Raw genomic sequence first — 24521 nt, forward strand, 5'->3', positions numbered from 1 at the left:
CGTCGGACGCGGCCCCCGCCGGTGTTCGCGATGGTGTGCCGCTCAGCAGGAAACCCGGGAAACGGGGCTGAAGAACGTCTGGTCGATCATCTTCGGCTCGCCGGTCTTGAAGACGACCACCACACGCAGCGCGGTGTAGAGGTTGCCGCTGGCACACGGCCGCTTGATCTGCTCGCCGCCGCCCAATGTCCCGAAATTGAACTGGTCCGAGGTGTTGCCCAGCGGGGCGGCTTGGCCAATCCGGAAGATCGCGACGAAGCCGGCGATGCCTGTGACTTCCTGGTCGCAGTTGACCGAATAGCTGGCGGCCACCTCGGAGGCGCCTGCCTTGACCGGCGCCGTGTAGTTCACCGTGCAGGTCGTGGCCGCGACGCCCGCCGTGCCCTTCGTGGTTCTTTGGGATATCACCTGTTTCGTGGCGTTGGACCCGAGGGCCGCACGGCTGTCCGCCTTCAGGACGGCATCGGTGTCGACACGTGGCACCGCGGCCGAAGCCGTGCCTGCCGTGATCACGGCCATCGCGAGTAACGCTCCCAACAAGGCCAGGACGTGTCGGAACATCCTGGCGGGCTGACTCTTTTTCATGGAACTGCCTCCCTCGCTTTCGCCTTCACGGCAAGCCTGCCGTTCCGCGAACGACCGTGTCGTCGTCACATCTCACGAATCGTCGCCCGCCGAGGCCCGGTGATTTGTCACCGCTCACGAACGCCGAAGGACGCGGCAGTTTTTCCGCGCCGTGGGCTTTTCAGTCGAAGTCGGCGTCGCCATCGCCGTTGTCTTCGAAGCCACTTTCGCGGCCGGCGCGCCCGCCGTCGTCGTGCGGTGCTTCGGGGAATCCGGCGATCGAGGCACCCACGGTCGTCAGCCCCAGGACGCTGTAGACCAGCCCGACCAGTACGCGGGTGACGTCGGAGGTCGGCTCGCCCGCGCCGTTCACGACGGCGATGTCGCCTGTCACTGTCAACACGGCCAAAATTGTCAGACCGACCCCGAACAGGGACCCGGCCACGCGGCCCATCAGTCCCCAGAAGCTCAGAGCGGGCTTCTGTCCCTTGGACATGGCGACAACGCTACGTCGACTCCAGCGCCTGGTGCACCGCTGACCGGAGGCCGAAACCCGGCAGCGGGAGGTAGCCGGTGAAGGAGGATCAGTCATACCGCACTGCGGGAGTGGGAAGAAGAAACCGCCCGGCGGCGAAGTGGTGGTGAAAGCTGACCGTCGACGGGAAAGGACCCACATGTCAGAGGCGGACACATGACGGCGGGAACGGGCGAGCAGGTGACCGATGCCGACCTGGCCGCCCGGTTGGCGCGGGAACCGGAACTGTTCACCGAAGTGCACGATCGCTACTTCGCGGCCATCTACCGGTATGTGGCAGGCAGGCTGGACGCGCAGACCGCGGAGGACATCGCCGCGGAGACGTTCCTCGTCGCGTTCGACCGGCGCGGCACGTTCGACCCCGAACGCGGTGAGGTGCGGGCCTGGCTGTTCGGCATCGCCACGAATCTGGTGGCCAGGCACCGCCGCAGGGAGGCTCGCCACTATCGGGCCCTGGCGCGGGTGAGCGTCGCACCGGCGGTCGAGGGACACGAGAGCACGGTGGTCGCGTCGGTGGCTGCCCGGCGGCTGCTGCCTCAGCTCGCGAACGCGCTGTCGCGGCTGTCCAGCGGGGAACGGGACGTGCTGCTGCTCGTGGCGCTCGGCGAGCTCGGGTACGAGGAAGTGGCCACGGCCCTCGGTATCTCCTCCGGCACGGTCGGTTCCCGGCTCAACCGTGCCCGCAAGAAGCTCAACCTCATTCTCACCCCGGAGGCACTCGATGAATGACCTGCAGACGCTGCGCGCCGCGCTGACCCCGGACGAGCCGTCCCAGGACGTCGTCGACCGCAGCCGGCACCGGCTCCAGAACCGGATACGCGGCGGCCGGGCCTCTTTCCGGCGGCGGACCGGATGGCTGATCGCGGGGGCCGGATTCACCGCGGCCGCGGCCGCCGTGGCGATCGCGGTCATGCCGGCCGCACCGGTCGACAGCCCGGCGGTGCAGACGGTCAGCGGGCAGGAGATCCTGCTCGCGGCCGCGACCGCCGCCGAGCGTTCCCCCGAGGGGGCCGGCACCTACTGGCATGTGAAGGTGACCGAGGCGGACGGCGCCGCCGCGTCGATCGAGTACGAGTCCTGGATCAAGCCGGACGGTCAGTCGTGGATGCGGGGTGCGAAGACAGGAGGCAAGGTCACGCAGCTGGCAACGCTTTCAGCCACCCCGTTCTCACTGGTCGCCATCGATCTGACCCTCGAGCAGTTGCGTGCCCTGCCGACGGACCCGGACGCGCTGAAGGCCTGGATCGCCGACGCCCTCGAGCGCAGCGAGGCCAGGACGAGCGCCGGCGAGCTCACCGCGAGCGACCGGGAACGAGCCGCCTTCCAGTCGTTGATCTCACTGGTGTCCACGCTGCCCGCCACGCCGGAGGTCCGGGCCACGGCCTTCCGCGCGATCGCGGGCCATCCGGGTGTCCAAAACCTCGGCACGGTGCCGGGCGGCCAGGGCCTGGTGCTGCCCGAGGGCGAGCGGCTCGTCGTCGATCCGGCGACCGGACGGGTGAACGGGACGTCGGTCTTCATCACCATGGAGGGCGCGGTTTACCGGGTGGCCGACCCCGCCGGCGCGAAGATCACCGCCGAGTGGACCGACACCCTGCCCGCGTAGTGGATCGGGTGGCCGGGAGCGGGACACGCTCCTGGCCACTTCCGCGGGTCAGGTGTCGACCGGCGCGGTGGCGTGGAGGCTGCTCAGCAGCGCGAGGGCGTGGGCGCTGGGGGTGGCGGGTTCGGCGTGGTAGATGATCAGTTGCTGGCCCGGGGCGCTGCGCACGTCGAATGCCTGGTAGGTGAGGGTGAGCGGGCCGACGTCGGGGTGCACGAGGTGCTTCGGTTCGCGGGTCTTGCCGCGCACCTGGTGTGTCTCCCACAGGGCGCGGAAGTGCGCGCTTCCGTTTTCGAGTTCGGCCACGAGGTGCCGCAGAGCGGGGTCGTGCGGGTCGAAGCCCGCGGCCACCCGCAGGTTCGCCACGGTGGCCTGAGCGGTCCAGTCCCAGCGTGCGTAGAACTGCCTTCCCGCCGGGTCGAGGAAGGTCATGCGGGCGAGGTTGTCCACCGCACGGAAGGGCGAGAACAGCGCGTCGGCGAGGGTGTTGGTGGCCAGGACGTCCAGGACGCGGTCGAGCACGAAGGCGGGGGTGTGCGGGTAGCCGTCCATGAGTTGCCGCAGTTCGGGGCTCACAGTCCGGGGTACTGGCGCAGGTGTGTCGCCCGGTGTTGCGCCGGCCAGCCGGTACAGGTGCTCACGGGCGTCGGGGCCGAGATCCAGCGCGCGGCAGAGGGCGTCGAGCACCTGCGGGGACGGGTGGGTTTCGCGGCCCTGTTCCAGGCGGGTGTAGTAGTCGGCGTTCACCCCGGCGAGCACGGCGACTTCTTCGCGGCGCAGTCCGGTCACCTTGCGGCGGCCGGAGTAGAGCACGCCAGCGTCTTCCGGGGATCTTTGTGCGCGGCGCGCTCGCAGGAACGCCCCCAGCTCGCCACTGGCCATGGCACCAGCGTAGGGCGTTGTCCGTCCGGTTGGGAGGGTGCCGCACACCCAGCCACCACACGTCCTGCCGTCACTTGCTCCCGTCGCCGACGCTGGTCGGTATGACAAGCGATATCGACGTCTCAGGCAGGTGGGCCGGCCGCGAGCCGGAGGACGGCGAACTGGAGGGCAAGGTCGCGCTCGTCACCGGCGCCGCCCGCGGGGTCGGCGCGGCCGCGGTCGCCTGGCTGCACGCCCGGGGCGCGCGAGTACTGGCCACGGACCTCCGCCCCGAGGTGGATGCTCTCGCCACCCGATTCGACCGGGTGTCCACTCTGGTGGGCGATGTGTCCAGGGAAGACGTCGCGGTGCGGTCGGTGGCCGCGGCGATCGAGCGGTTCGGTGGCGTGGACATCCTGGTCGCCAACGCCGGTCGCTCGGTGAACAAGCCGATCACCGAGACCACCGCGGCCGACTGGGACGGACTGATGTCGGTCAACGCCCGCGGAACCTTCCTGCACGCCAGGGAGGCGTTCCGGGTGATGCGCGAACGCGGCGGGGGCGTGATCGTCACCGTCGGCTCGTTCGCCTGCACGGTCGGCCTGGCCGAGGCGGCGGCCTACAGCGCGTCCAAGGGAGCGTTGGCGCAGCTGACCAAGGTGCTCGCGCTGGAAGGCGGCCCGTATGGCATCCGTGCCAACGTCGTCGCCCCCGGCGTGATCGAGACCGACATGCTCGACGACTTCCGCCCGGACAGCCGGGAGTATTTGCGTTCCTTCGGCGACGCCCACCCCTTGGGCCGTGTCGCGCAGCCCGAGGAGATCGCCGAGGTGATCGGTTTCCTGGCCTCGCCCCGGTCCGGGTTCATCACCGGCGCTGTCGTCGCCGCCGACGGTGGCTACACCGCGGCCTGAAAACCAGCAACCACAACGAAAAGAGCACATCATGCCCGGACGCCTCGACGGCAAGGTCGCGTTGATAACCGGCGCGACAGGCGGCATCGGACGAGCCACCGCGGAACTCTTCGCCCGCGAAGGGGCCGGCCTGGTCGTCACCGACATCGACCGGAACGCGGTGGAAGGCCTTGCCGCGTCACTGGAAGCCGAAGACGCCGACGTGCTGGCGGCCCGGCTGGACGTCGCTTCGCCGGAGAACTGGAGCGAGGCGATCGAGTCGACCCGGCGGCGTTTCGGCCGCCTTGACATCTTGGTCAACATCGCCGGTGTCGTGGACTGGCCCGGTATCGAAGAGACCACAAAGGACGCCTGGGACCGGGTGATCGCGGTCAACCAGACCGGCACCTGGCTCGGGATGAAGGCCGCCATGCCCCTGCTGCGCGCCTCCGGCAACGCCTCGGTCATCAACACCTCCTCGGTGCTCGGCCTGGTGGGCAGCGGAGCGGCCGCCGCCTACCAGGCTTCCAAAGGAGCGGTGCGCCTGCTGACCAAGACCGCCGCCGTCGAATACGCGACCTGCGGAGTCCGAGTCAACTCGGTGCACCCCGGCGTCATCGCCACCCCGATGATCCAAGAACTGCTCGACGAACAGGGCGACGAACAACCCGACATCCGGCGCACCCCCATGCGCCGCGCGGGCAGTCCCGCCGAGATCGCTCCCGCGATGCTCTTCTTGGCCGGCGACGAATCCTCGTTCGTCACCGGAGCCGAGTTCGTCGTCGACGGCGGGCTCACCGCACACTGACGACGAACCCGGAGTTGCCCTTCGGCGTCACCTTCCCCGGGCGCGGCGAACACTGGCTGGGAAGCGAGAGCGCTAGGCCTTCACCGCCGCTACTCGGCCTGACGGGTCGGCGGTGTTTGTGAAAGCCACTTCGAGGTCAGGGTCTCGGCAAAGTCGCGTAAGCGGGTGTCGTGAGTGGTGTTTCGGGTTCTGGCGGACTCGGTTTTGCCTGCCCAGTGGTGTCGCTGGCGAGTGTGGAGGATTTGGGGCGTTGAGTGTCCCGGATCTTCCACGCTCAGTCTGGTTGGTGGGGTTGGTGCTGGATGGTGGTCCGAAGCCGGGGCGACCCCACGATGAAGGAATTGGGACGTTCAACGTCCCAGTTCCCACATCGTCGCGCCCTGGCAGCCGCTGAACCACCACTCTCGCCCAGTTCAGGAGTACCGGTCCGCTCTAACCCGAAACGTCACTCACGACCCGCTGGTGTGGCTGGCGAGCGTGGAGGATTTGGGGCGTTGAGTGTCCCGGATCTTCCACGCTCGGTCTCGTTGGTAGGGGAGTCGGGACAGTGAACGTCCGGATCCGGCGTCGGTGGGGCCCTGGTTCGTCGTGGTGCCGAGTGGGGCTGGCGCTGGATCCTGGTGGTCGACGGGGGAGGATTCCGGACGTTGAGCGTCCGGGATCTTCCCCCGTCACCTCGTCTGTCGCCGGGTCGCGCCTGGCGCGACCTTGAACAACGGAAGATCCGGGACACTCAACGTCCCCGATCCTCCGTTGATCAAGGTCCGATGCCGGGGCGACCCCACGATGAAGGAATCGGGACGTTCAACGTCCCAATTCCCGCACCGTCGCGCCCGGTAGCCGCGGTGTCGGGATCGCGCCGGTCCGGCGGCCGGGGCGTTTCAGCGGACTCAGTTCGCCGTGTCGCGAAAGCCACGTTCGCAACCTTCACCGTTGCGAACGTGGCTTTCACAACACGCCACCTTTGTCTTTCCTCTCGATAGAATGATCCAGTGCGAACGAGGCTGCGGACGCTCCACATCGGGGAGCGGACCTACACCTGGCGAGCCACGATCGGCCAGGTCGACGGCGACGGCGCCGACAGCCATCGCTGCGTCCGGGTGCGTGCCTGGGGTGCCGGCAAGAACGGACGAGCTCTGGAAGCCGATCTGCTCTCGAAGGCTGTGAGCGTGGGCTGGACCCCGGCCGCGACCGACGGTTCCTACCCGGAACCCGCCGACGTCCGGTTCTTGATCGTGCGCGCGCTCGCCCTCGGCTGGGACCCCGGCGCGCTCGGCGGCACTTTCCGGCTCACCGAGGAGCACGAGGTGGAGCTGCCGGGTTTCCTGCTCACTGACCGCGTACGCGACGCGGGCGCGCGCGATCCGTCCGCACGGGTGGCCCAGGCGAACGATCGGCGAGAAGGGATGGACCCCGGTGGCCCGGGGCGGCTGCGATGAGCCCTGCCCTCTTTCGCGACCGCCGGATTCGAGGTCGACGGTCGCGCCCGAAGTGGACCTGACGGGTCAACGACGGCAGATCGCGGAACCCGCGACCGCGTGAGCGGCCGCGGGCTCCACTGGGGCGGCAAGGTACGGACCTGACGGCCCGTGGATCACCGCACCGTGAGGGTGTACTCCGTGGTTCCGGTCTTGCCGGTGCTGTCCGTCGCCGTGATGGTCACCTTGTGGGTACCGCGCTGATACGGCCCCATGACCGTCATGCGCGAGGTGCCGCCGGGGTTGACGGTCTGCGGTGAGAACGTCGGCGGGTAGGACAGTCCGGCGCCGCTGAGCCGGACGGGACCCGTGCCGCCGGTGACGGTGATCGTCGCGTTGGCGTAACCGCCGGGCGGGACCGTGCCGGAGTTCGGCGAGACGGACGGCCTGGGGCCCTCGCCGGTACCGCCGTCCCCGACCGTGAGCGCGAACTCGGCGGTCTTGGTTCCGGAGACGCCCTTGGCCGTGACGGTGACCTTGTAGGTGCCCGCCGGGGTGCCGGCCGAGGTCTGCAGGGTCAGTTTGGCGACCTGTCCGGAGTCGACGGCCGACGAGGGCTGGAAGGTGGCGGTCGTTCCGGTGGGCAGGGCGGACGCGCTCAGCTCCAGCTTCTCCGAACCCTGGTCACCCGCCGTGGTGGCGAGGCTGGTGGAAACGTGCTTACCGGGATCGGCCTTGCCGGAGGAGGGCGACAACGCCATGCCGAACTTGCCGTCGCCGGGCTGGGTTCCGCCGATCTCGGCGCGGGCCCAGTCGCCCATCGCGTTGGTCAGACGCGCCATGATGCTGTAACGGTCGCAGCCGCTGGAGCCCCATGACGAGACACCGACGATCACGCCGTCCACGATGAACGGACCGCCGCTGTCACCCGAGCAGTCGGCGGTGCGTCCGTCGTTGTAGCCCGTGCACACCATCAGGTCGCCGTTGACCCGGATGTCGAAGACCTGGCATCCGGCGGGGTCGTTGACCGGCATGGTGGTCTTGCGGAGTTCGCCGGAGCCGCCGCTCGCCGAGGTCTTGCCGTAGCCGAGCGAGACGCCCGACTTGCCCGGCTGGGTGAGCGCGCCGTCTCCCGAGCCCGCCACCTTGGCCCACTGGCTTTCCGGCACCGGGAGGTCGTCGACGGTGGTGACCACCGCGACGTCGTGGCCCGTCCGCCAGCCGCCGGAGCCGCTGTACTGGGGGTGGGCCTTGAACGAGGCGACGGCCGTGCGGAACGTCTCGTCGCCGGGGGTGTTCAGGTCGTCGTCGCCGTAGAGGTAGCTCTTGGCACCGGTGGTGTCGACCATGCAGTGCGCCGCGGTCAGGATCTTGCGCTTGCCGACCACGGAGGCGGTGCAGGACTGACCCTGCGGACCTCCGCCTCCGACCCGCATGCCCGCGATGACGGACGGGTACTCCTTGACCGTGGTGCGTTCCCCGTTGACGATCCGGGTTCCCATGTCTCCTGTGCGGAGCTGATCGGTCGGGGTCGCCGCGACGCTGATCCCGTCGGCCGGTGCGGCGGTCGCGGTGCTCATGATGGGTGAGGTCGCCGCGGCCAAGGCGAGGGTGAGCGCTACGGCGAAGCGTGGTGTTCTCATCGTTCTCCTTCGAGGTCAAAAGAATAGTGGTGCTCTCTGTCCACTGTGGTCAGAAGGTGATCGACCAGCCCGTGAGCGTGCCGACGTCGAACCGGTAGGTGTCGCGCACCGAGAGCCGCCACGTGCCGTTCGCGTCCTCGCGGGAGGCGTCGACGGTGAAGCTCTGGTGCACGCCGCCGGATTCGCCGACGCCGCCCGCGCGTTTGAGCGGATAGGACGTTCCGCTCGGTCCGATCAGGTCGATGGCGAGATCGCCGGTGTAGCCGTGGTCGATGTCCACGCGCACCGCCAGCGTGGCCGATGCCTTGCCGTCGCAGGAATCCTGGCTCACGGAGGTCCCGACAGCGGCGTCCGCGTCGGGGATGGCCACGTCCTCGTCGTTGCTCTTGGTCCCGCACCTGGGCGGCGTGCCGCCACCCAGGTCACCGACGTAGAGCAGCTTGTTCGGCGAGCCGGTCCCCGGGTTGGTGATCAGGTCCGGGGTGGCGCTGCGCACCAGCGCGTCGCTGACCTGCTGCGGGGTAGCGCCGGGGTTCGCGGCGAGATACAGCGCGGCCCCGCCGGCGACGTGCGGGGAGGCCATGGACGTACCGCTGGCGGTGCGGAACGATCCGGTGTTGTCACTGGAGTGGATGTTGCCGCCCGGTGCGAAGAGATCGACGCAGCGGCCGTAGTTCCCGCCGCGGGTGCGGTCCTTGTTGAACCAGCCGACGGTGATCGCCTCCGGGACACGCGCCGGGCTGACGCCGCAGGCGTCCTTGCCGTCGTTGCCCGCGGAGACCGCCACGACGATTCCCTTGGCCACCAGCGCCTTGACCTGTTCGTCGCCGACGCCGAGCACGTCCATGCCCAGGCTCAGGTTCACCACCGCGGGTTTGACGGCGTTCTTGGCCACCCATTCCATGGCGCTGACCGTGGCCGAGTCCGGGCCGGAACCTTTGCAGTCCAGCGAACGCACGGCCACGACCTTGGCCTTCTTCGCCACGCCGACGGTTTTGCCCGCGATCGTCCCCGCCACGTGCGAGCCGTGCCAGTAACAGTCGCCGGCATCGGTGTCGTTGTCGAGGAAGTCGTAGCCGTGGCTCGCCCTGCCCTCGAACTCGGGGTGCTGGGCCTGCACCCCGGAGTCGATGACATAGGCGGTCACTCCCTCGCCCGAATTCGGGAAGGTGTACTTCTTGTCCAGAGCGGCGGTTCGCTGGTCGATCTGATCCAGGCCCCACGACGGCGGACTCGGCTGTTCACCCGTCGCCCTGGTCGTGCCGTCCTGGTGCACCGCCTTGACCGACGGGTCGGCGGCCAGTCGCCGTGCCTGCCGCTCGGAAAGACCGCGGACCGAGAAACCGTTCAGGGTGACCGAGTACGTGTCGGTCACCTCGCCGCCGTAGCGTCCGGTGAGCGCCGAGGCCTGGCCTTCGGCCGCGGCACGGGCGCCACCTTCGAGCACCACGATGTACTGCCCGGCGTACGGCCGATCGGCCTGGACGACAGCCGCCTCCGCCTGTTGCGCCGCGGCCACACCCGCGGTCGTCACCACTGCCGCGGCGGCGACCGCGACGGTGAACAGGTTCGCCATCCATCTCGTTCTGCACTGTTGCATCGATTCCTCCATCGCGCGTTCGAACGGCCGCAGGGGATTTGTGACATCGAGCCGCTCGAGTAATCAGCCTTCGGCCTGGCCGATGGGGGAACAAGTGTGGTCGCGACCCGTACCGGTACCTGATCCTGTGTGGACGTAAGTGCCGTAGCTCGCGGGGTTATGACGCCCGTGCCCGCCGACCTACCATGGCTGGCATTCCTCTTCGGAGGAGTTCACCGACAGGAGCGAGCATGGTCGACGGTCGCGCGAATCCCCTCTCCAGCCGATCCCGCCGCCGATGATCGGCCGGGACGCCGAACTCGCGGCTTTGCTCGACGCGGTGCGGAACCCGCCGTCGGTCGTGTTCGTGGACGGCCAGGCCGGCGTGGGCAAGTCCAGGCTGGTCACCGAGTTCGCCGCCGCGGCCGCCCGCGGCGGGGCTCCGCGGGTGATCAGGGGTTCGTGCCAGCCGTTGCCTGCCCCGTTCCCGTACGGGGTGCTTCTCGACTGCCTCAGCCAGTGCGGCGACCTGCTGCGCGAGCCCGGCCCGGTGACCGGCGCGCTACGGGACCATCTGCCCGAACTCGCCGACCGTCTGCCACCCGCGCCGCGCGCCCTCGGTGACCCCGACGCCGAGCGGCACCGGATCTTCCGCGCCGTGCGCGATCTCCTCCGTTCGCTGGGACCGGCCGTACTCGTGCTCGAGGATCTGCAGTGGGCGGACGAAAAGACCCGCCGGGTGTTGCGCTTCGTGCTGGCGGACCCGCCGCCGGAGCTGTCGATCGTGGCCACCTACCGTCGTGAGGATCTGCCGTCGGTGGCACCATTCGGCCACGCCTTCCACCTCCCGCACGGAGTGACCGGGGTCGATCTCGTCCTGCGGCCCTTCGGCGCGACGGAGGTGCGCGCCATGATCGACGAGCTGGTGGGAGCCGCCGTGACGTCGCACCGGTTCGCCGAGGCCGTTCTGCACGAGACCGCGGGGATCCCGTTCGTGGTCGAGGAAACGGTGCGGGCGCTGAGCGACCCGGTGCGGGACGTGCGCGCCGAAGGTGACTTGGCACAGCGGATCCTCGCTGGGATCGACGTGCCGCCCTCGGTGGCGGACACGATCAAGGAGCGGCTGGCGGCCTTGCCCGGCGCCGCGCAGGTCCTCACCGAGGCCGCAGCGGTGCTGGAGGTCCCGGAGACGCTCGAGGTGCTGAGCGCCGTGGCGGGGGAGGCGACCGCGGCGCATCTGATCGCGTCGGTGGAGTCCGGTGTGCTCGTGGAGGAAACGGCCAACAGATACGGCTTCCGGCACAACATCGCGAGACGCGCGGTGTACGCGTCACTGCCGGGTCCGCGACGACGGGAACTGCACGAACGCGCCCTCACGACGCTGTCCGCCCTTGACCGGGTCCCCGTCGCCCGCCTGTGCGCGCACGCCAAAGCGGCGGGCCTGAAAGCCGAGTGGTTGCGATACAGCGAACTCGCCGCCAAAGCCGCCGAGGACGCCAACGATGTCTCCACCGCTGTCGACTTGCTGGTCGAGGTCCTGAGCGATGCGGAAACCAGTCCCGAGGTCGCGAACCGGCTGGCGACCAAGCTCTGTGACCACGCCTTGACGGGACTGCCCGGCGGGATGATGACCGCGCGAATCGAAAGCCTTCTCGCGGATCCTCGCCTGGCCCCGGACGTCCGAGCCCAGGTCCACCTGTGGTTCGGACTGCTGCTGCAACGGGAGACCGGGTCGGTCGACCGCGGCGCGGAGGAGATCGCCCTCGCCCTCGGCCTGCTCGGTGACCAGCCGGAACGCACCGTACGCGGCATGGCGGCGATGGCCGGGCCGTATCTGGGGTCCGCGTCCATCGCCGAACACCAGAGGTCGCTCGACCGGGTCGAGGGGGTCATCGACCACCTGCCCACCCGGGAACTGCGCACCGCGCTGCTGGCCACGACGCTCGGCGGACGGCTGATCGCCGGCGACCCGAGCACCTGGGAGCGCATCGCCCGGCTGCCGTCCCCGTCGGACGTGCACGACCCCGAGGAACTCCATCACCTGGCCCGGGCCCACTGCAATCTGGCGGACGCGTGCTCGTGGATCGGGCACTACGCCAGGGCCCGGGAGTTCCTGCGCGACGGGATCGTCTTGGCCAAACGGGTCGGCTCCTCTTACGTCGTCGGCACCGCCGAGGCCACGGCGGTCCGGCTCGACTGGCTCAGCGGACGATGGCAGGGCTTGGGGCAGCGCCTCGACCGGCTGATCGAGACCTATGCGGACCTGCTGCTGACCACGGACCTGCATCTCACGCGAGGCTGGCTGGCGGCGGCGCGAGGCGAGTGGGTGCGGGCGGAGGAAGCCTTCCAGGCGGCGACGGGCGCGCACCCGGCGGCGCAGGTGTTCCCGGTGGGCATCTCGGCGGCGGGCGGGATGGCGGGCATGCTCCTCAGCCGGGGCAAGGCAGCCGCGGCGGAGGAGCACGTGCGACGCGGCGTGACGATGTTGCGGAGCAAGGGCGCGTGGGTGTGGTCGGGCGATATCCTTCCCCAGGCCGTCGACTACTACCTGGCGGTCGGCGACGTCGGCGCCGCACGGCTGCTCGTCTCGGAAACAGCCACCGGTCTCCGTGGAGTCGACGCCCCACTGGCCCAGGCGAGCCTGGCCGCCTGCCGTGCGCGGCTGACCGCGGTCACGGACGACCGCGACGAGGCCGACAGGCTCTACCGGGAGGCGATCGACCTGCACTGGGACCTGGGCCTGTCGTACCGGGCCACCCAGCTCGCCGAGCAGGCCGAGGGCGAAACGATCACCGACGCGGCGGTGCTCGAAGCCCTGACCCAGACCTACGACGCCCTGGGCGCCACGGTCGACGCCGCCCGCTGCCGTCATCGCGCCCGCAGTACCGGCACAGCCACCCCGTCACCCCGCGGCAGACGGGGCTACGGCAGCGAACTCTCGCCTCGTGAACGGGATGTCGCCCGCCTCCTGGCAGGCGGCCACACCAACCGGGAAATCGCCCAAGCCCTGTTCCTGTCCCGTCGCACGGTCGAGGAGTACGTGGTCAAGGTCCGTCGCAAGCTGAACGCCTCGTCCCGCCACGACGTCCACCTCTGACAGGACGCGCGAATCGAGACGGTGCATGGCCGATCCTGCTGAGCATGCCTTCTTCGCTGCCTTGAGGGCAGGGTTCCGGACTGGCCCAGGCCGGTCGTGGCCGAGTGTCCACATGGGACACCTAGTGGCAGTTGAGTGTCTGATTTATGCTTGTATGGCCGGTTCTGCGTGGGGTCGTGAGTGGCAAAGAGGGTTCTAACCATCTTTATCACTCACGACCCCTTCGCAAAGCCACGCAAAGTTCCCAAAACGGGCATTCCAGTCGGAGGGAGCGTCTCTTGTGGACAGTCGAGCCTGCGACCGGCTCCCTTGGGTCAGCTCAGGTCGTGCCGCGAAGGCAAGAGGCTTGATCACGCCATATTCGCTCTGCCTCTCAGGAAAGTCCTAAGTGGACGAAAAGTCCCTCGTTGACGTGACCTGGACAGGTGCAGGTTCGCGGGGGCGTCCTCCGACGGCCCGCCCCGCTCGCGCGTCCGCCGTGGCGGACGGTCGACGGCGTCCAGGCGACCTTCGCGGTTGCCGACCCAGACGGCGGAACGGCGCGATCGGTGCGACCCTGAGTCCGTGACCGATCGGCCGGGACCACGACGAGAACTGGAGCGGATCCGGGAGAGCGCCGGACCGGGTGCGGCTCATTCCCGCATCGCACTGGGTTCCGGTCCGCTTCCGGATCGGCTGCGGGCGGCGATCGTCGCCTTGGCTTCCGCGCGAGGCGAAGACAGCAGCACCTGTCCCTCCGACGCGGCAAGGGCCTTGGCGGACGAGTGGCGTCCATTATTGCCTCGAGCCCAGGAACTGGCGCGTGAACTCGCGAGGGCCGGAGAGGTGCGACTGACCCAGCGTGGACGTTCACTCGATCCGGACGAGGAGTGGGCGGGGCCGATCAGGATCCGGTTGCCGGAGCGCGCCCATGGCTGAGCCGGAGCGCACGCCCGATGGGCGCTTCGTCGTGATCGACGGCAGGCGCTGGCGAGCGACTGACCCGGATATCCCGGAGGAAGCGGCGGCTCGGCTGCGAAGTCTGCTGATGCGCGCCCGCCGGGACGTCGGCGCGGCCCGCCGTGCTCAGGATTCCGAAGCCGAACGGGACGCCAGGGCACGGGTGCACGCCGCCAAGGTCGCCTTGGGGGAGCGGGGTACCCCGTGGTGGGAACAGGATCGCGCGGAACGACGCCAACGGTGGCAGCACGGCCTGGACACCTTGAACTGAAACCGTTCTTCAGGCCCCCGACGATGCGATGTCACGCGAGCGGAGTGCGATCCAGGGCTTTCGCGAGGTCTCCGGGAGTGTCGTAGAGGGCGAGGGCCCCGGCTTCGAGGAGTTCGTCGTCACCGAATCCGCCCGAGCGGACGACCATCGCGGGCATCCCGGCGGCGCGCGCCGCTTCGACGTCCCAGACCGAGTCGCCGACCATGACGGCGGGCGTGCCGGACGAGACGCCTGCCTTCTTCAAGGCCACTTGGAGCAGGTCCGGCGCAGGCTTGGAGGCCTCGACGTCGGCGCTGGTTGTCCAGGCGTCGGCGATGTCACGGGCGTCGAGTTTGTCCAGGAAAACCTCGACGTGCCGCTGCTGACCGGAGCTGGCGAGGACGAGCCGATGGCCGCGCTCCTTGATCGCGAGCAGCAGGTCGCGGGCGCCGGGCAACGTCGCCATTTCGCCGAGCATCGAGTCGGTTTCCTCGCCTTGCAATTCCCGCGCGCGGTCACCGACGCGACGTTCCAGATCTTCACCACCGAGAGCCGTGAGCAGCTGATCCCCGCCCATGCCGATCAGCCGGTGCAACCGCCACACCGGATAGATCTCACCGAGGCGGCGCAGGGCCCGATACCAGGCCAGCGCATGGTGGTAGTTGGAATCGATGAGCGTCCCGTCGATGTCCAGGACGGCGATAGGAGATTCGGCCACTGAGGACGATTACCCGCGAGAAGGCGGTGTCAATCACGTCGCCCGGCGAACAAGAACCCGGCTATGCCAAACCCAGGGGAACACTCACAGTTGCATCGCGAGCCAGATCGCCATCCAGGTCAGGCAACCCAGCGCTCCGCCGACCCCGAAAGCGAGCAGCATCCGCCGCATGGCGGCTATCTGGCCGGGTCGTCCGGCGGTCTCGGTCATCCCGGCACGAACGTTCGTCAGGTCGCTCATGGTCGTGTCTTCCCCGGAAAGCCGCTTTTCACACATGTTTTCCGTGCGCCCCCTCGGCGGGCAAGGCATGCTGGAGAGCGTGCCTTCTCCGGACCGGGAACGAGTACCGGTGAGATCGCGTCGCCGACGCGCCCGGGTAGTGGCGTCTCTCGTGGGGCTCGCCGCACTGTGCTACCTGGCCGCCGTCGGGATCAACTACCTGTTCGGTCGCGCGGACGTCTGGTTTCACGGAATCGTCGGGCTGGGTCCGTTCACCGGTGGACTCCTGGTCGACTGGTGGGATCGGCGGCGACGGCGGCGGCAGGAATCCCGGTGACGAGCGAGTATCCGTTCGACGGTCGTGGCGTAGCCCGTTATGGTCGGCTCCTTGCCGTGCCTGGATCGTAAGGAGTGCCTCCCATGACGCTGAAGCGTTCTGACGCCGTGGAACTCGTCGCGGTGGACGACGCGGTGCTCGACGCTCTGGTCAAGGTCGCGGTCGAAGATGCCTCGGCTGACGACGTGACGCCGCCGTTGACAGCGGACGGCTCGTGGAGCGACGAGCGGGTCGCTTGGCTGCGCGCCTATCATCGGGACCGTCGATCAGGTCTGGCTGGACCTTGCCGGGAACGTACCTGGGCGGTTCGTGCCGGAGGAACGATCGTGGGGGCGGTGCGTCTCGCGGCCGGTCCCACCGGCGATGCGGCCGCTGAACTGGGGATCTGGCTCGCCCGGTCGACACGGGGCCGCGGCGTCGGTGCCGAGGCTGTGCGACTGCTGATCGGCGAGGCGTCGGCGTCCGGCGTGGCGGCGCTGAGCGCGTCGACTCGTGAGTCGAACCAGGCCGCCCTGCGGATCCTCCGGTCCGCCGGCTTCGCCACCGACCAGCCCGGTCCGGACGGAGCCGTCGAAGCGCGGCGTGCACCGGCGCGAACCGAGCGCGCCTGACAGATCGCCGCCGCGGCGGACGGCACCGCTTGAACGAGGTACGCGGGCGGTTCATGCAAGAGCGAGCAGGACGGCAGGAACTCTTCGGGAAAGCGGGCTCGATGGCGAGCCGGCTCGGCGCGATGGGCCGGTATGTCACGTTGTTCGACACCTGGGAGCCGGTCCCGATCCGGACCCCGACGCCGCACCTGCGGGCCTCGGAAGCCCTCCCGGGCCTGCCGTCGTTCACCGCGGACGAACAGTTCCCGACCGCGCTGTGCGCGCGGACCGTCGATCTGCCCGGCAACCACTACACCCTGCTGACCCGGCACGCGGAGTCCGCCGCCGCCGCGCTGAACGACTGGCTGACGGAGCTCTTCGGGAACTGAACCCCTCGCCATGGTGACGGCGGCCCGCCCCCGAGAAGGGAGCGGGCCGCTGTTCAGGCTGCTGTCAGCCGTCGTACCAGCCGTAGTCGACGATGGTGCCGTGGTTGTAGCAATCGCCGCCCCACAGCCAGGTGCCCGGTCCCACCAGCGGACCGTAGACCCGGTGGCCGTCCGAGCACTTGGTGTAGGCGCCACTGCGGCCGTAGTCGACGAACACGGTGGCGTTCCAGGCGACGCCGTCGTAGTAGGTGGTCGTCCACCTGCCCACGTGACTGGTGCCGACCTCCCCGCCGATCGCCGAGTGATGCTTCACCTCGGTGTCGGCGGACGCCGAGCCGGCGCCTGCCAGCAGGATGCCCCCGGTGAGTGCGACGGCCCCCGCCGCCACCGCGATTCCGCGGATCCCCACGTTATTCATTTCCCCTCCAGTGATCATTTCCGGTTTTCGAGAGCGAGGGCCGCGTAAAAGCGCGGCACCCGCTGTCACCTGTCTAGTGCGCCGGCGGTGTTCTGTGCCGGGGAGTGGACAGCGAACGACAAACTTCCGGACAATGGAGAAAAGCAGACACCTGGGGGGTGGCTGATGCCACGGCACGAACGTCCGTTCGTTACGGACGAAGATTCATTGTCACAGTTCGCGGGGGATCTGCGACGATTGCGTGAGAAGGCCGGAAGCCCGCCGTACCGGGAATTGAGCAAGCGGGCCCACTACGCGGCGAGCACCCTGTCCGACGCGGCGGGTGGCCGAAAACTGCCGACCCTGGCGGTGACCTTGGCCTATGTCCGGGCCTGCGAAGGCGACCTCGCCGAGTGGGAGGAGCGCTGGTACGGGACAGCCGCGACGAACCGTACACCGGAGCCCGAAAAAATCGACGAAGAGATCCCCTATCCGGGTCTCGACGCATTCGGTGAGCATCAGGCCGGCTATTTCTTCGGCCGAGAGCGCCTTGTCGAAGAATTGTCGCGCCAAGTCACCGAACGGCGACTCCTCGCGGTTTCCGGCGCGTCGGGATCCGGCAAGTCCTCCTTGCTGGAGGCCGGGCTGATCGCGGGTGTCCGGAGATCCGGCAGGGACCGGACGATCCTGCGGCTCACTCCCGGACCGCATCCGCTCCGGGAAAGCGCGATCCAGCTGGCCGCGGTGAGCGGCGGATCGGCGGTCCGGCTGCACGGAGAGCTGAAGGCGGATCCGGCTGGACTGCATCTGCGTGTCCGTCAGTTCCTGGCGAGACGGGACGCGGACGCGGAACTGCTGCTCGTCGTCGATCAGTTCGAAGAGGTCTTCACCCGCTGCCGGACCGTGGAGGAGCGTGACGCCTTCGTCGCGGTGCTCCTGCACGCCGTCCAGGAACCGGACAGCCGGACCCGGCTCGTGGTGGGCGTGCGTTCGGACTTCATCGGACACTGCGGCCGGTACCCGGCGCTCGCCGCGGCGCTGCGCCCCGGGAACCGGGTCGACACCGGGCCGATGACCGCGGAGCAGCTGCGCTCGGCGATCATGCGCCCGGCGATCGCCGCCGGACACCAGCTGGAAGGCGCGCTGGTCGCCACGATCATGGCCGAGACGGCGGGCGGGCACGGCGTTCTCCCGCTCGTCTCCCAGGCGATGCGCCGGACCTGGCAACGCCCTCACGGCGCCACGCTCACCCTCGCCGCGTACCAGGCGGCCGGCGGGATGACGCGTGCCCTGGCCGACACGGCCGAGGAGGTCTTCGGCGAGCTCGACGAACTCGGGCGGCAGCAGGCACGGGACGTGTTCCTCCGGCTGACCGCGCTGGGAACCGACGGCCACGACACCCGGCGGCGCGTCCCCGCGCACGAACTCGACCCGGCCGCCGCGCCGGTGCTCGCCCGGCTGATCGACGCCCGGCTCGTGACCGCCGGTGCGGACGGGCTGGAGTTCGCGCACGACGCGCTCATCCGGGAGTGGCCGCGGCTGCGAAGCTGGCTGTCCACCGGCCGCGGCGCCCTGTACCTGCACCGGCGGCTGACCGAGGCCACCGGGGTGTGGGAACGCGCGAACCGCGATCCGGCGCCGCTCTACCGGGGCAGCCAGCTCGACGAAGCGATCGCGTTGGCCGGATGGACGAGATTGACCCTCCGGGAACATCGGTTCCTCGACGCGAGCATCCAGGCCCGTGATGAAGAGACGGCCCGCGCGAACCGATCCGCGTGGCGGCTCCGACGGCTGGCGGCCGCGATGGTGGTCATGAGCGGGCTGGCCGCGGCCTCGGTCGCGCTGGCCGTCCGGGAACGGAGACAGGCCTTGGCGCCTTGCTGGTGACCGCGTGCCCGGCTTGTCGCCGAAGCCAAGACTGGGCCTGGACGGGCGCCGGGCGTGGGAAACCGCCGCGTCAAGCCTCGATCGCGCGCAGGCACCGTTCCGCCTGTTGCCGGAGCGCGCCTTCGAGTTCCGGCGGTCCGCTGACCAGGGTGAAATCGGTCTGCACCGACGTGATCATCCACACCAGGTCGGACGTCGTCGGGGCGCCGAGGTGCAGGAGACAGCGCTGCTCGTCGACGGCCTCGATGGCGCCCATTCCCGGCCACACCCGGTCGGCCACCGCGGCTGCCGATTCGTGCAGCTCGACCGTCGCCTGGCACGGCCAGGCGCGCGCGGAAAGCTGCTGCGCCAGATAGGCCGCGACGTCGTCGAACGGCGGCTCGCGGGGCGTGAACCGGGCGCCGGCGGGCGGCCGCGGGGTGAGGCGATCGACGCGGAAGGTGCGCCAGTCGTCGCGGTCGACGTCGAAGGCGACGAGGTACCAGTGCCTGCCGAAGTTGACCAAGCGATAGGGCTCGGCGTGCCGCCGGGAGGCACCGCCGCGCGGGCTGAGGTAGTCGAAGCGCAGGCGTTCGTGGCGGCGGCACGCGTCCGCGATGGTCATCAGCGTGTCCGCCGAGATCTTCGGACCGGGCGCCTCCCCGGCGCGTACGGTCGCGGTCTGGAGCGTGTTCACCCGATGCCGAAGCCGCGACGGCAGTACCTGTTCCAGCTTGGTGAGCGCGCGCAACGCGGTCTCCTCGATACCGGTGACCGAACTGCCGGTGGCGGTGCGCAGCCCGACGGCCACCGCGACGGCTTCGTCGTCGTCGAGCAGCAGCGGTGGCAGGGACGCGCCCGCGCCGAGCCGATAGCCCGGCGTGCCTTGGAGCGCGTGCACCGGGTAGCCGAGTTCTCGCAGGCGCTCGACATCCCGTCGCACGGTCCGCGTGGTGACGCCGAGGCGTTCGGCCAGGTCGGTACCCGGCCAGTCGCGGTGGGTCTGCAGCAGCGAAAGGAGCTTCAGCAGTCGTGCGGAGGTCTCCAGCATGGTTTTCATTCTGCCGTCCGGTTAGGACCGAAGTCGTCCTAACCGGTTTCTAGCGTGGTCTCATGACACAGGACATCCACCCTTTCTCGATCGACATCCCGCAGGCCGACCTCGACGACCTCGCCGCGCGCCTGGCCGCCACCCGCTGGCCGGGCGAACTGCCGGACGTCGGCTGGAGCCGGGGTGTGCCCGCCGGTTACCTCGCCGGACTGGCCGAGTACTGGCGCACCGGGTTCGACTGGCGGGCGCAAGAGGCCGCGATCAACGCGCATCCGCAGTCCGTCACCACCATCGACGGTCAGCGCCTGCACTTCCTCCACGTGCGCTCACCGGAGCCGGACGCCACGCCGCTGATCCTGCTGCACGGGTGGCCGGGCGGGGTGACCGACTTCCTCGACGTGATCGGGCCGCTTTCGGACCCGCGAGCGCACGGGGGAGACCCGGCCGACGCCTTCCACCTGGTGATCCCGTCCTTGCCGGGGTTCGGGTTCTCCACGCCGCTGGCCGGACCGGGGATGAGCGCCGCGAAGATGGCGGGCCTGTTCACCCGGCTGATGGCCGCGCTCGGCTACGAGCGGTACGGCGTGCACGGCTACGACACGGGTTCGTGGGTCGCGCCGGAGATCGGCAAGCAGGATCCGGGGCACGTGCTCGGCGTGCACCTCAACGCGATGATCACGTTCCCGATCGGCGCGGAGGGCGAACTGGACGACCTTCCCGAGGCCGACCAGCGTCGCTGGGCGTCGATGCAGAACTTCAACGACGGCTACCTGCAGTGCAACTCCAAGCGTCCGCAGACGGTGGCCTACGGCCTGCACGACTCGCCCGCCGGTCAGCTCGCGTGGATCGTGGAGAAGTTCAAGGAACTGACCATGCCCGAAGACGCGCTGCCCGAGGAATGCGTGGATCGCGACCGCATGCTCGCCACGATCTCGCTGTACTGGTTCACCGGCACCGCCGGCTCGGCCGCCCAGATCTACTACGAGGAGATTTCGGCGAACGACTGGAGCGGCGGCGACTCCGGTGACTGGGGATCCGGCGATTGGAGCGACGCCGCGGCGCCGACGGTGCCCACCGGTGTGCTCGTGTCCGCGCACGATGTGACCGTCCGTCGCTGGGCCGAGCGCGACCACCACGTCGTGCATTGGACCGAACTCGGCCACGGCGGGCACTTCCTCGCCATGGAGGCTCCCGGCGCGCTGGTCGACGACGTCCGCGTGTTCTTCCGGAAGGTGCGCTGAGATGGGCGCCCGCGGGACCGCGGTGCTGAGCCCGCGGGCGCTCAACCGCGCCCTTCTCGGCAGGCAACTCCTTCTCGGCCGTGTCGATCTCGGGGTGGCCGAGGCGACCGAGCACCTCTTCGGACTGAACGCGCAGGACCCGGATCTCGCGTATTTCGCGCTCTGGAACCGGCTCGAACGCTTCACCATCGAGGACCTCACCGTCGCCATCGAGCGTGGTGTCCTGGTGCGGTCCACGATGATGCGGGCCACCCAGCACCTGATGTCGGCCGCCGACTTCCGGCTCGTCCGGCCGGTGCTGGCACCACTGCTGCGGCGGGTGCAGCGCAACGCCTTCGGCGGCCGCACCACCGGCGTCGACCTCGGCGAACTGGTCGCCGACGCGGCCGAACTGCTCGAAGGCGGCGGCGTCCTCACCCGGCCCGAGCTGGGGCGGGCGCTCGCGCGAACCCGCCCGGGTGCCGACGCGCAGGCACTCGGCTGGACCGTGCAGTACCTGCTCGCGCTGGTGCACCCCGCCCCGAGCGGAACGTGGGGCAAACGCGGCGCGACCCCGTTCGCCGTCTTCCCCGGTGTTCCCGAAGCCGCCACCGCCGACGACGTGCGCGAGCTGGTCCGGCGCTATCTCGCCGCTTTCGGGCCTGCCACCGTCGCCGACGCCCGGACCTGGTCCGGGGTGAGCGGACTGCGTGAGGTCTTCGAGCAGCTGCGGCCGGAACTGCGGACATACACCGACGAAGCGGGGCGCGAGCTGTTCGACCTGCCGGACCACGAGATCCCTTCGCCGGACCTGCCGGCGCCCGTCCGGCTCCTCGCGGAGTTCGACGCGACCCTGCTCGCCCACGCCGATCGCACGCGCGTGATGACCGAGCCGATCCGGCGTCAGGTCTGCCAGGGCGCGGCGGTGGCGGCCACCGTGCTCGTCGACGGCACGGTGGCCGCGACTTGGACGAGGGACCGCACGGGTGTGCTCACCGTCGTCCCGCTCCGCTCGATCTCCGCCGCCGACCGAGAGGCCATCGAAGCCGAAGCGCTGTGGTTACTGGACTTCGCCGCTCCCGGCGCCGTTCACGACGTCCGGTTCGGCTGAGTTCGGCCGGACGCCGAGCTTGACGGCGACGTTCCCATGAAGGGCAACCCGGCTGAGGCTGTGTGGCTCGGTCGGTATCGAACCGGGGAGCGGGCTGCCCTTTCGGGTAAGGATTCTCGCCCGTTTCATGACCCGGAAGCGATCATGTTCGCCCGGGGTTCTGGTGTGGGATGGACGGATATTGCTTATTCGGTGTCGATGATGTTTCGAAATCGATCAATTGTCCATTGCCAAGGAGTGTCATGAAGAAGATGGGTTTGTTTCTGGCGCTGCCCGCCGTCTTTTTGCTGACGGCGCTGCTGTCCCCCGGGGCGTCGGCGTCGGTCCCACACCGGGGACCGGAGTCGGAGTTCGAAGCTTACGTGACCTTGTTCAACCAGACCAATCACGTCCTGACCCTCAAGGCGTCCCACCTTGATCATGGGTGCTGGAACGTCGAGCCATCCAGTCAGATCCAGCCTCGTACCGCGGTTTACTGGCGGTCCGACAGCTGCGGGGCGTTCACCGGCACCGAAGGCTGGGTGAGTTACACCATCGACAGATCAGGGGGTCAAGGCTATGCCTACGCCCACTGGAACCTTCCCTATTTCGGTTCCAATTCCTTCGACGGCACAGCCGGCGGGCTGTTCACGATGACCGTCCAGGGAAACAACGAACGCCACGCGCAGGTCAACTACACTCTCAAATGCGTCATTCCAGGTTGTTAGGATGAGCAGGGGCTATGACGTCGAGTAAGCCCTTATGCGCCGAAAGATGCGCCCAGCGCGGGTCTTCGAGGTCGCCGGCGAGACCGACATCACCGGTCGAACGGTGCCGTTGTGGTCTGTTCGACCGACAGCAGGTGGCCGCGCCTGCCGGTAGCTTGTGGCCGACCCCGACCCGACACCGGAGAAGCCACCATGACGACTACCCAGCGCGTTCTTACCGTTCTGGCCACAACAGGGCTGGCCGTCTCGGTCCTCGGGACTGGCTCTGCCTCCGCCGCGACCAAGGGCAAGATCTACATCTCCAACAACTGCGGTAGCGCGGTCTCCACTACGATCCACCGCACCAACGGCTCGATGATCGCGGGTACCGGGGCCGCTCCGGCGGGCAGTTACTTCGGATATCCGGTCGATCCCGGCACCTATGAGGTTCGTGTGCCTGCCGGGAACCGGAACGTGAAGATCCTCGACCTCGGTGGCAAGGCGCACTCGGTCATCGTCAAGGCTTGCTGACGGCCGGCGGCTTTATCCCGTCAGGACCAGAGACCGTGATTCCAGAGACGGCGAGCACGCGATCGGGAATGGGATGACACTCGAACACCCTTCGGCTGCGACGTCGCAGCCGAAGGGTGCGAGCGGGATCGCTGCCGGGGTTCTGGCGATTCTCGGTGGACTCGTGTTCCTGGCAGCTGCCGCGCTCCACACCATCGAGTGCGCCTATTCCCTTGTTCTGCTCGCCGTCGGAGTGATCGCCCCCGGCATCGATCTCTCCGTCGCCGCGCCCGTCTTCCTCGCGATCGCCGCGGTGACCGATCTGTTGGCCATGGCGCTGCTCGCGAGCGGCGGGATCCTGTTGCTCCAGCGCAAAGCCCCTGGGCGGGTGCTCACCGCGATCGGAGCGGGGATCACGCTCGGCTTCGCCGGGCTGGTCCTGCTCGTGCCGTGGATAAGCTCACGCTTCACCGTCTCGTACAGCGGACTCACTCCGCGCATCGGCTCCAGCTGGCCGTTCGCGGTGGTCCTGGGCGCGGCGGCCATGACGCTCCTGCTGGCGTTGATTCCGCAAACGGCACGCTGGCTCGCCGCCGGCACGCCTCGTGTTCCGCGGCGCTGACTGCGGACGCTGATCCCGACGAGCCGGGCTGTCGGTCCACCGCCCGCACCTGAGCCCCTCTCCCCATCGACGAGAAGACCGGCTAGATATCGCACGGGAATTGTGCGCAACCGCCCGAGATGTTCCGCAGCTCGTGGTCGAACGACGCCAGGTTGGCACCACGGTCGCTGCTCGCCGCGGCTCCGTCGTGACCAAGCCAACCTGCGTCCGCGCCGGACAGCGACAGCACAGAGCCGGCTACCGCGAGGGCGAGCACACCCGCTGACGCGGCGCGACGAATCAGCATCATGTCCTGACTCTCCTTGTGTTTCCGCGGTGATTCCATCTCTGCCCAGGTGATCCTGCGCAGCATCGCCACGATGCACTACCCGGCTGTCCTGCAGCCGAAGGCCTGCCCGCAAGATCAGGAACAGTGCCCGATAGGCCTGCCCGCGCCCCGGCGACCCAGCTGCGGACTGCCGAGTTGTCCACTGTCAGGCAGCACTCGGTTTTCTACCTGCCGAGGAACTGGCTGCCACAAAGGTCGGCTTCGCACTCCTCTCGCCGGAACGCATGAGGAGCCGCAATACCTTCAGAGCAGCAGACCGGCGCTCGGCCCGACCCGCGTAGACAGCG

At 69.2% G+C, this 24521-nt stretch carries 27 protein-coding genes; 17 read left to right on the plus strand and 10 right to left on the minus strand.

What is annotated here, in order from left to right:
- Positions 1–42: 42 nt before the first annotated feature.
- Positions 43–519, minus strand: coding sequence for a hypothetical protein (locus CFP71_RS02625; RefSeq protein ID WP_143267031.1), 477 nt, complete (start codon positions 517–519; stop codon positions 43–45).
- Positions 520–745: 226 nt separating this feature from the next.
- The gene (locus CFP71_RS02630) at positions 746–1060 is read right to left on the minus strand and encodes a hypothetical protein (protein ID WP_093932219.1); all 315 of its coding nucleotides are present in this window, start codon (positions 1058–1060) and stop codon (positions 746–748) included.
- 195 nt (positions 1061–1255) lie between these two features.
- Between CFP71_RS02630 and CFP71_RS02635 the strand changes: the two genes are divergently transcribed.
- A complete protein-coding gene (locus CFP71_RS02635) occupies positions 1256–1828 on the plus strand; it encodes an RNA polymerase sigma factor (RefSeq protein ID WP_093932220.1) in 573 nt (190 codons plus the stop codon).
- Entirely contained in the window at positions 1821–2705 is an 885-nt protein-coding gene (locus tag CFP71_RS02640; protein ID WP_093932221.1) for a CU044_5270 family protein, read from the plus strand. Before CFP71_RS02635 ends, CFP71_RS02640 begins: the two co-directional genes overlap by 8 nt.
- Before the next feature lie 48 nt (positions 2706–2753).
- On the opposite strand, the gene CFP71_RS02645 is transcribed toward CFP71_RS02640, so the two are convergent.
- Positions 2754–3584: a helix-turn-helix transcriptional regulator gene (locus CFP71_RS02645; RefSeq protein WP_093932222.1), complete on the minus strand. Its 831-nt coding sequence runs from the start codon at positions 3582–3584 to the stop codon at positions 2754–2756.
- A 101-nt stretch (positions 3585–3685) separates the two neighbouring features.
- On the opposite strand from CFP71_RS02645, the gene CFP71_RS02650 reads away from it, so the two are divergent.
- The 3 genes from CFP71_RS02650 to CFP71_RS02660 all read left to right on the plus strand — a co-directional run bounded on the left by CFP71_RS02650 (position 3686) and on the right by CFP71_RS02660 (position 6703).
- Positions 3686–4477, plus strand: coding sequence for an SDR family NAD(P)-dependent oxidoreductase (locus CFP71_RS02650; RefSeq protein ID WP_208635859.1), 792 nt, complete (start codon positions 3686–3688; stop codon positions 4475–4477).
- A gap of 31 nt (positions 4478–4508) precedes the next feature.
- A complete protein-coding gene (locus CFP71_RS02655; RefSeq protein WP_093932223.1) occupies positions 4509–5264 on the plus strand; it encodes an SDR family NAD(P)-dependent oxidoreductase in 756 nt (251 codons plus the stop codon).
- A gap of 992 nt (positions 5265–6256) precedes the next feature.
- A complete protein-coding gene (locus CFP71_RS02660) occupies positions 6257–6703 on the plus strand; it encodes a hypothetical protein (protein ID WP_093932224.1) in 447 nt (148 codons plus the stop codon).
- A gap of 155 nt (positions 6704–6858) precedes the next feature.
- On the opposite strand, the gene CFP71_RS02665 is transcribed toward CFP71_RS02660, so the two are convergent.
- On the minus strand, positions 6859–8325 hold the full coding sequence (locus tag CFP71_RS02665; RefSeq protein WP_093932225.1) for a S1 family serine peptidase: 1467 nt from the start codon (positions 8323–8325) through the stop codon (positions 6859–6861).
- Positions 8326–8374: 49 nt separating this feature from the next.
- Entirely contained in the window at positions 8375–9925 is a 1551-nt protein-coding gene (locus CFP71_RS02670) for a S8 family serine peptidase (RefSeq protein WP_244199536.1), read from the minus strand.
- 277 nt (positions 9926–10202) lie between these two features.
- Here CFP71_RS02670 and CFP71_RS02675 point away from each other — a divergent pair, with 277 nt between their 5' ends.
- The 3 genes from CFP71_RS02675 to CFP71_RS02685 all read left to right on the plus strand — a co-directional run bounded on the left by CFP71_RS02675 (position 10203) and on the right by CFP71_RS02685 (position 14211).
- Complete coding sequence (locus CFP71_RS02675; protein WP_093932227.1) at positions 10203–13001, plus strand: ATP-binding protein; 2799 nt, start codon at positions 10203–10205, stop codon at positions 12999–13001.
- Between the two features lie 564 nt (positions 13002–13565).
- On the plus strand, positions 13566–13919 hold the full coding sequence (locus CFP71_RS02680) for a DUF3253 domain-containing protein (protein ID WP_244199537.1): 354 nt from the start codon (positions 13566–13568) through the stop codon (positions 13917–13919).
- Complete coding sequence (locus tag CFP71_RS02685) at positions 13912–14211, plus strand: hypothetical protein (RefSeq protein WP_093932228.1); 300 nt, start codon at positions 13912–13914, stop codon at positions 14209–14211. The genes CFP71_RS02680 and CFP71_RS02685 overlap by 8 nt, the downstream gene beginning before the upstream one ends.
- Before the next feature lie 31 nt (positions 14212–14242).
- Here CFP71_RS02685 and CFP71_RS02690 read toward each other — a convergent pair whose 3' ends face one another.
- On the minus strand, positions 14243–14908 hold the full coding sequence (locus tag CFP71_RS02690; protein ID WP_093932229.1) for an HAD family hydrolase: 666 nt from the start codon (positions 14906–14908) through the stop codon (positions 14243–14245).
- An 84-nt stretch (positions 14909–14992) separates the two neighbouring features.
- Complete coding sequence (locus CFP71_RS44005) at positions 14993–15148, minus strand: hypothetical protein (RefSeq protein ID WP_167405973.1); 156 nt, start codon at positions 15146–15148, stop codon at positions 14993–14995.
- A 139-nt stretch (positions 15149–15287) separates the two neighbouring features.
- Between CFP71_RS44005 and CFP71_RS44010 the strand changes: the two genes are divergently transcribed.
- The 3 genes from CFP71_RS44010 (at position 15288) to CFP71_RS02705 (ending at position 16443) form a co-directional block, all read left to right on the plus strand.
- Entirely contained in the window at positions 15288–15464 is a 177-nt protein-coding gene (locus CFP71_RS44010; RefSeq protein WP_167405974.1) for a hypothetical protein, read from the plus strand.
- Positions 15465–15547: 83 nt separating this feature from the next.
- Positions 15548–16075 (plus strand): GNAT family N-acetyltransferase, encoded by a 528-nt coding sequence (locus tag CFP71_RS02700; protein WP_093932231.1) that lies wholly within the window; start codon positions 15548–15550, stop codon positions 16073–16075.
- A gap of 53 nt (positions 16076–16128) precedes the next feature.
- Positions 16129–16443 (plus strand): alpha/beta hydrolase family protein, encoded by a 315-nt coding sequence (locus CFP71_RS02705; RefSeq protein ID WP_143267032.1) that lies wholly within the window; start codon positions 16129–16131, stop codon positions 16441–16443.
- A gap of 64 nt (positions 16444–16507) precedes the next feature.
- Here CFP71_RS02705 and CFP71_RS02710 read toward each other — a convergent pair whose 3' ends face one another.
- Positions 16508–16861, minus strand: coding sequence for a hypothetical protein (locus CFP71_RS02710; RefSeq protein ID WP_208635860.1), 354 nt, complete (start codon positions 16859–16861; stop codon positions 16508–16510).
- Positions 16862–17068: 207 nt separating this feature from the next.
- On the opposite strand from CFP71_RS02710, the gene CFP71_RS02715 reads away from it, so the two are divergent.
- Positions 17069–18727, plus strand: a complete 1659-nt coding sequence (locus CFP71_RS02715) for an nSTAND1 domain-containing NTPase (protein ID WP_208635861.1) — start codon at positions 17069–17071, stop codon at positions 18725–18727.
- A 70-nt stretch (positions 18728–18797) separates the two neighbouring features.
- Here the strand turns inward: CFP71_RS02715 and CFP71_RS02720 are convergent, their stop codons facing one another.
- The gene (locus CFP71_RS02720; protein ID WP_093932235.1) at positions 18798–19757 is read right to left on the minus strand and encodes a helix-turn-helix transcriptional regulator; all 960 of its coding nucleotides are present in this window, start codon (positions 19755–19757) and stop codon (positions 18798–18800) included.
- Between the two features lie 62 nt (positions 19758–19819).
- Between CFP71_RS02720 and CFP71_RS02725 the strand changes: the two genes are divergently transcribed.
- The 5 genes from CFP71_RS02725 to CFP71_RS02745 all read left to right on the plus strand — a co-directional run bounded on the left by CFP71_RS02725 (position 19820) and on the right by CFP71_RS02745 (position 23906).
- A complete protein-coding gene (locus CFP71_RS02725; RefSeq protein WP_093932236.1) occupies positions 19820–20998 on the plus strand; it encodes an epoxide hydrolase family protein in 1179 nt (392 codons plus the stop codon).
- 1 nt (position 20999) lies between these two features.
- Positions 21000–22088: a winged helix DNA-binding domain-containing protein gene (locus CFP71_RS02730; protein ID WP_093932237.1), complete on the plus strand. Its 1089-nt coding sequence runs from the start codon at positions 21000–21002 to the stop codon at positions 22086–22088.
- Between the two features lie 242 nt (positions 22089–22330).
- A complete protein-coding gene (locus CFP71_RS02735; RefSeq protein ID WP_093932238.1) occupies positions 22331–22795 on the plus strand; it encodes a hypothetical protein in 465 nt (154 codons plus the stop codon).
- A gap of 192 nt (positions 22796–22987) precedes the next feature.
- The gene (locus tag CFP71_RS02740; RefSeq protein WP_093932239.1) at positions 22988–23305 is read left to right on the plus strand and encodes a hypothetical protein; all 318 of its coding nucleotides are present in this window, start codon (positions 22988–22990) and stop codon (positions 23303–23305) included.
- Between the two features lie 73 nt (positions 23306–23378).
- Positions 23379–23906 carry a hypothetical protein gene (locus CFP71_RS02745; protein WP_093932240.1) on the plus strand — a complete coding sequence of 176 codons (528 nt, stop codon included), beginning with the start codon at positions 23379–23381 and terminating at the stop codon, positions 23904–23906.
- A gap of 82 nt (positions 23907–23988) precedes the next feature.
- Here CFP71_RS02745 and CFP71_RS02750 read toward each other — a convergent pair whose 3' ends face one another.
- Positions 23989–24264, minus strand: a complete 276-nt coding sequence (locus CFP71_RS02750) for a hypothetical protein (RefSeq protein WP_093932241.1) — start codon at positions 24262–24264, stop codon at positions 23989–23991.
- Between the last annotated feature and the right edge of the window lie 257 nt (positions 24265–24521).

Origin of the sequence: Amycolatopsis thailandensis (assembly GCF_002234405.1) — a bacterium.
GTDB lineage: Bacteria > Actinomycetota > Actinomycetes > Mycobacteriales > Pseudonocardiaceae > Amycolatopsis > Amycolatopsis thailandensis.

Bases quoted from the DNA above. Each gene is read 5' to 3' on its own strand.
- CFP71_RS02625 (WP_143267031.1), bottom strand. From the start codon at position 519: ATGGCCGTGATCACGGCAGGCACGGCTTCGGCCGCGGTGCCACGTGTC.
- CFP71_RS02710 (WP_208635860.1), bottom strand. From the start codon at position 16,861: ATGAATAACGTGGGGATCCGCGGAATCGCGGTGGCGGCGGGGGCCGTC.
- CFP71_RS02720 (WP_093932235.1), bottom strand. From the start codon at position 19,757: ATGCTGGAGACCTCCGCACGACTGCTGAAGCTCCTTTCGCTGCTGCAG.
- CFP71_RS02650 (WP_208635859.1), top strand. From the start codon at position 3,686: ATGACAAGCGATATCGACGTCTCAGGCAGGTGGGCCGGCCGCGAGCCG.
- CFP71_RS02745 (WP_093932240.1), top strand. From the start codon at position 23,379: ATGACACTCGAACACCCTTCGGCTGCGACGTCGCAGCCGAAGGGTGCG.
- CFP71_RS02655 (WP_093932223.1), top strand. From the start codon at position 4,509: ATGCCCGGACGCCTCGACGGCAAGGTCGCGTTGATAACCGGCGCGACA.
- CFP71_RS02725 (WP_093932236.1), top strand. From the start codon at position 19,820: ATGACACAGGACATCCACCCTTTCTCGATCGACATCCCGCAGGCCGAC.
- CFP71_RS02740 (WP_093932239.1), top strand. From the start codon at position 22,988: ATGACGACTACCCAGCGCGTTCTTACCGTTCTGGCCACAACAGGGCTG.
- CFP71_RS02665 (WP_093932225.1), bottom strand. From the start codon at position 8,325: ATGAGAACACCACGCTTCGCCGTAGCGCTCACCCTCGCCTTGGCCGCG.
- CFP71_RS02700 (WP_093932231.1), top strand. From the start codon at position 15,548: ATGACGCTGAAGCGTTCTGACGCCGTGGAACTCGTCGCGGTGGACGAC.
- CFP71_RS44005 (WP_167405973.1), bottom strand. From the start codon at position 15,148: ATGAGCGACCTGACGAACGTTCGTGCCGGGATGACCGAGACCGCCGGA.
- CFP71_RS02685 (WP_093932228.1), top strand. From the start codon at position 13,912: ATGGCTGAGCCGGAGCGCACGCCCGATGGGCGCTTCGTCGTGATCGAC.
- CFP71_RS02630 (WP_093932219.1), bottom strand. From the start codon at position 1,060: ATGTCCAAGGGACAGAAGCCCGCTCTGAGCTTCTGGGGACTGATGGGC.
- CFP71_RS02640 (WP_093932221.1), top strand. From the start codon at position 1,821: ATGAATGACCTGCAGACGCTGCGCGCCGCGCTGACCCCGGACGAGCCG.
- CFP71_RS02670 (WP_244199536.1), bottom strand. From the start codon at position 9,925: ATGCAACAGTGCAGAACGAGATGGATGGCGAACCTGTTCACCGTCGCG.
- CFP71_RS02730 (WP_093932237.1), top strand. From the start codon at position 21,000: ATGGGCGCCCGCGGGACCGCGGTGCTGAGCCCGCGGGCGCTCAACCGC.
- CFP71_RS02675 (WP_093932227.1), top strand. From the start codon at position 10,203: ATGATCGGCCGGGACGCCGAACTCGCGGCTTTGCTCGACGCGGTGCGG.
- CFP71_RS02735 (WP_093932238.1), top strand. From the start codon at position 22,331: ATGAAGAAGATGGGTTTGTTTCTGGCGCTGCCCGCCGTCTTTTTGCTG.
- CFP71_RS02645 (WP_093932222.1), bottom strand. From the start codon at position 3,584: ATGGCCAGTGGCGAGCTGGGGGCGTTCCTGCGAGCGCGCCGCGCACAA.
- CFP71_RS02705 (WP_143267032.1), top strand. From the start codon at position 16,129: ATGCAAGAGCGAGCAGGACGGCAGGAACTCTTCGGGAAAGCGGGCTCG.
- CFP71_RS02635 (WP_093932220.1), top strand. From the start codon at position 1,256: ATGACGGCGGGAACGGGCGAGCAGGTGACCGATGCCGACCTGGCCGCC.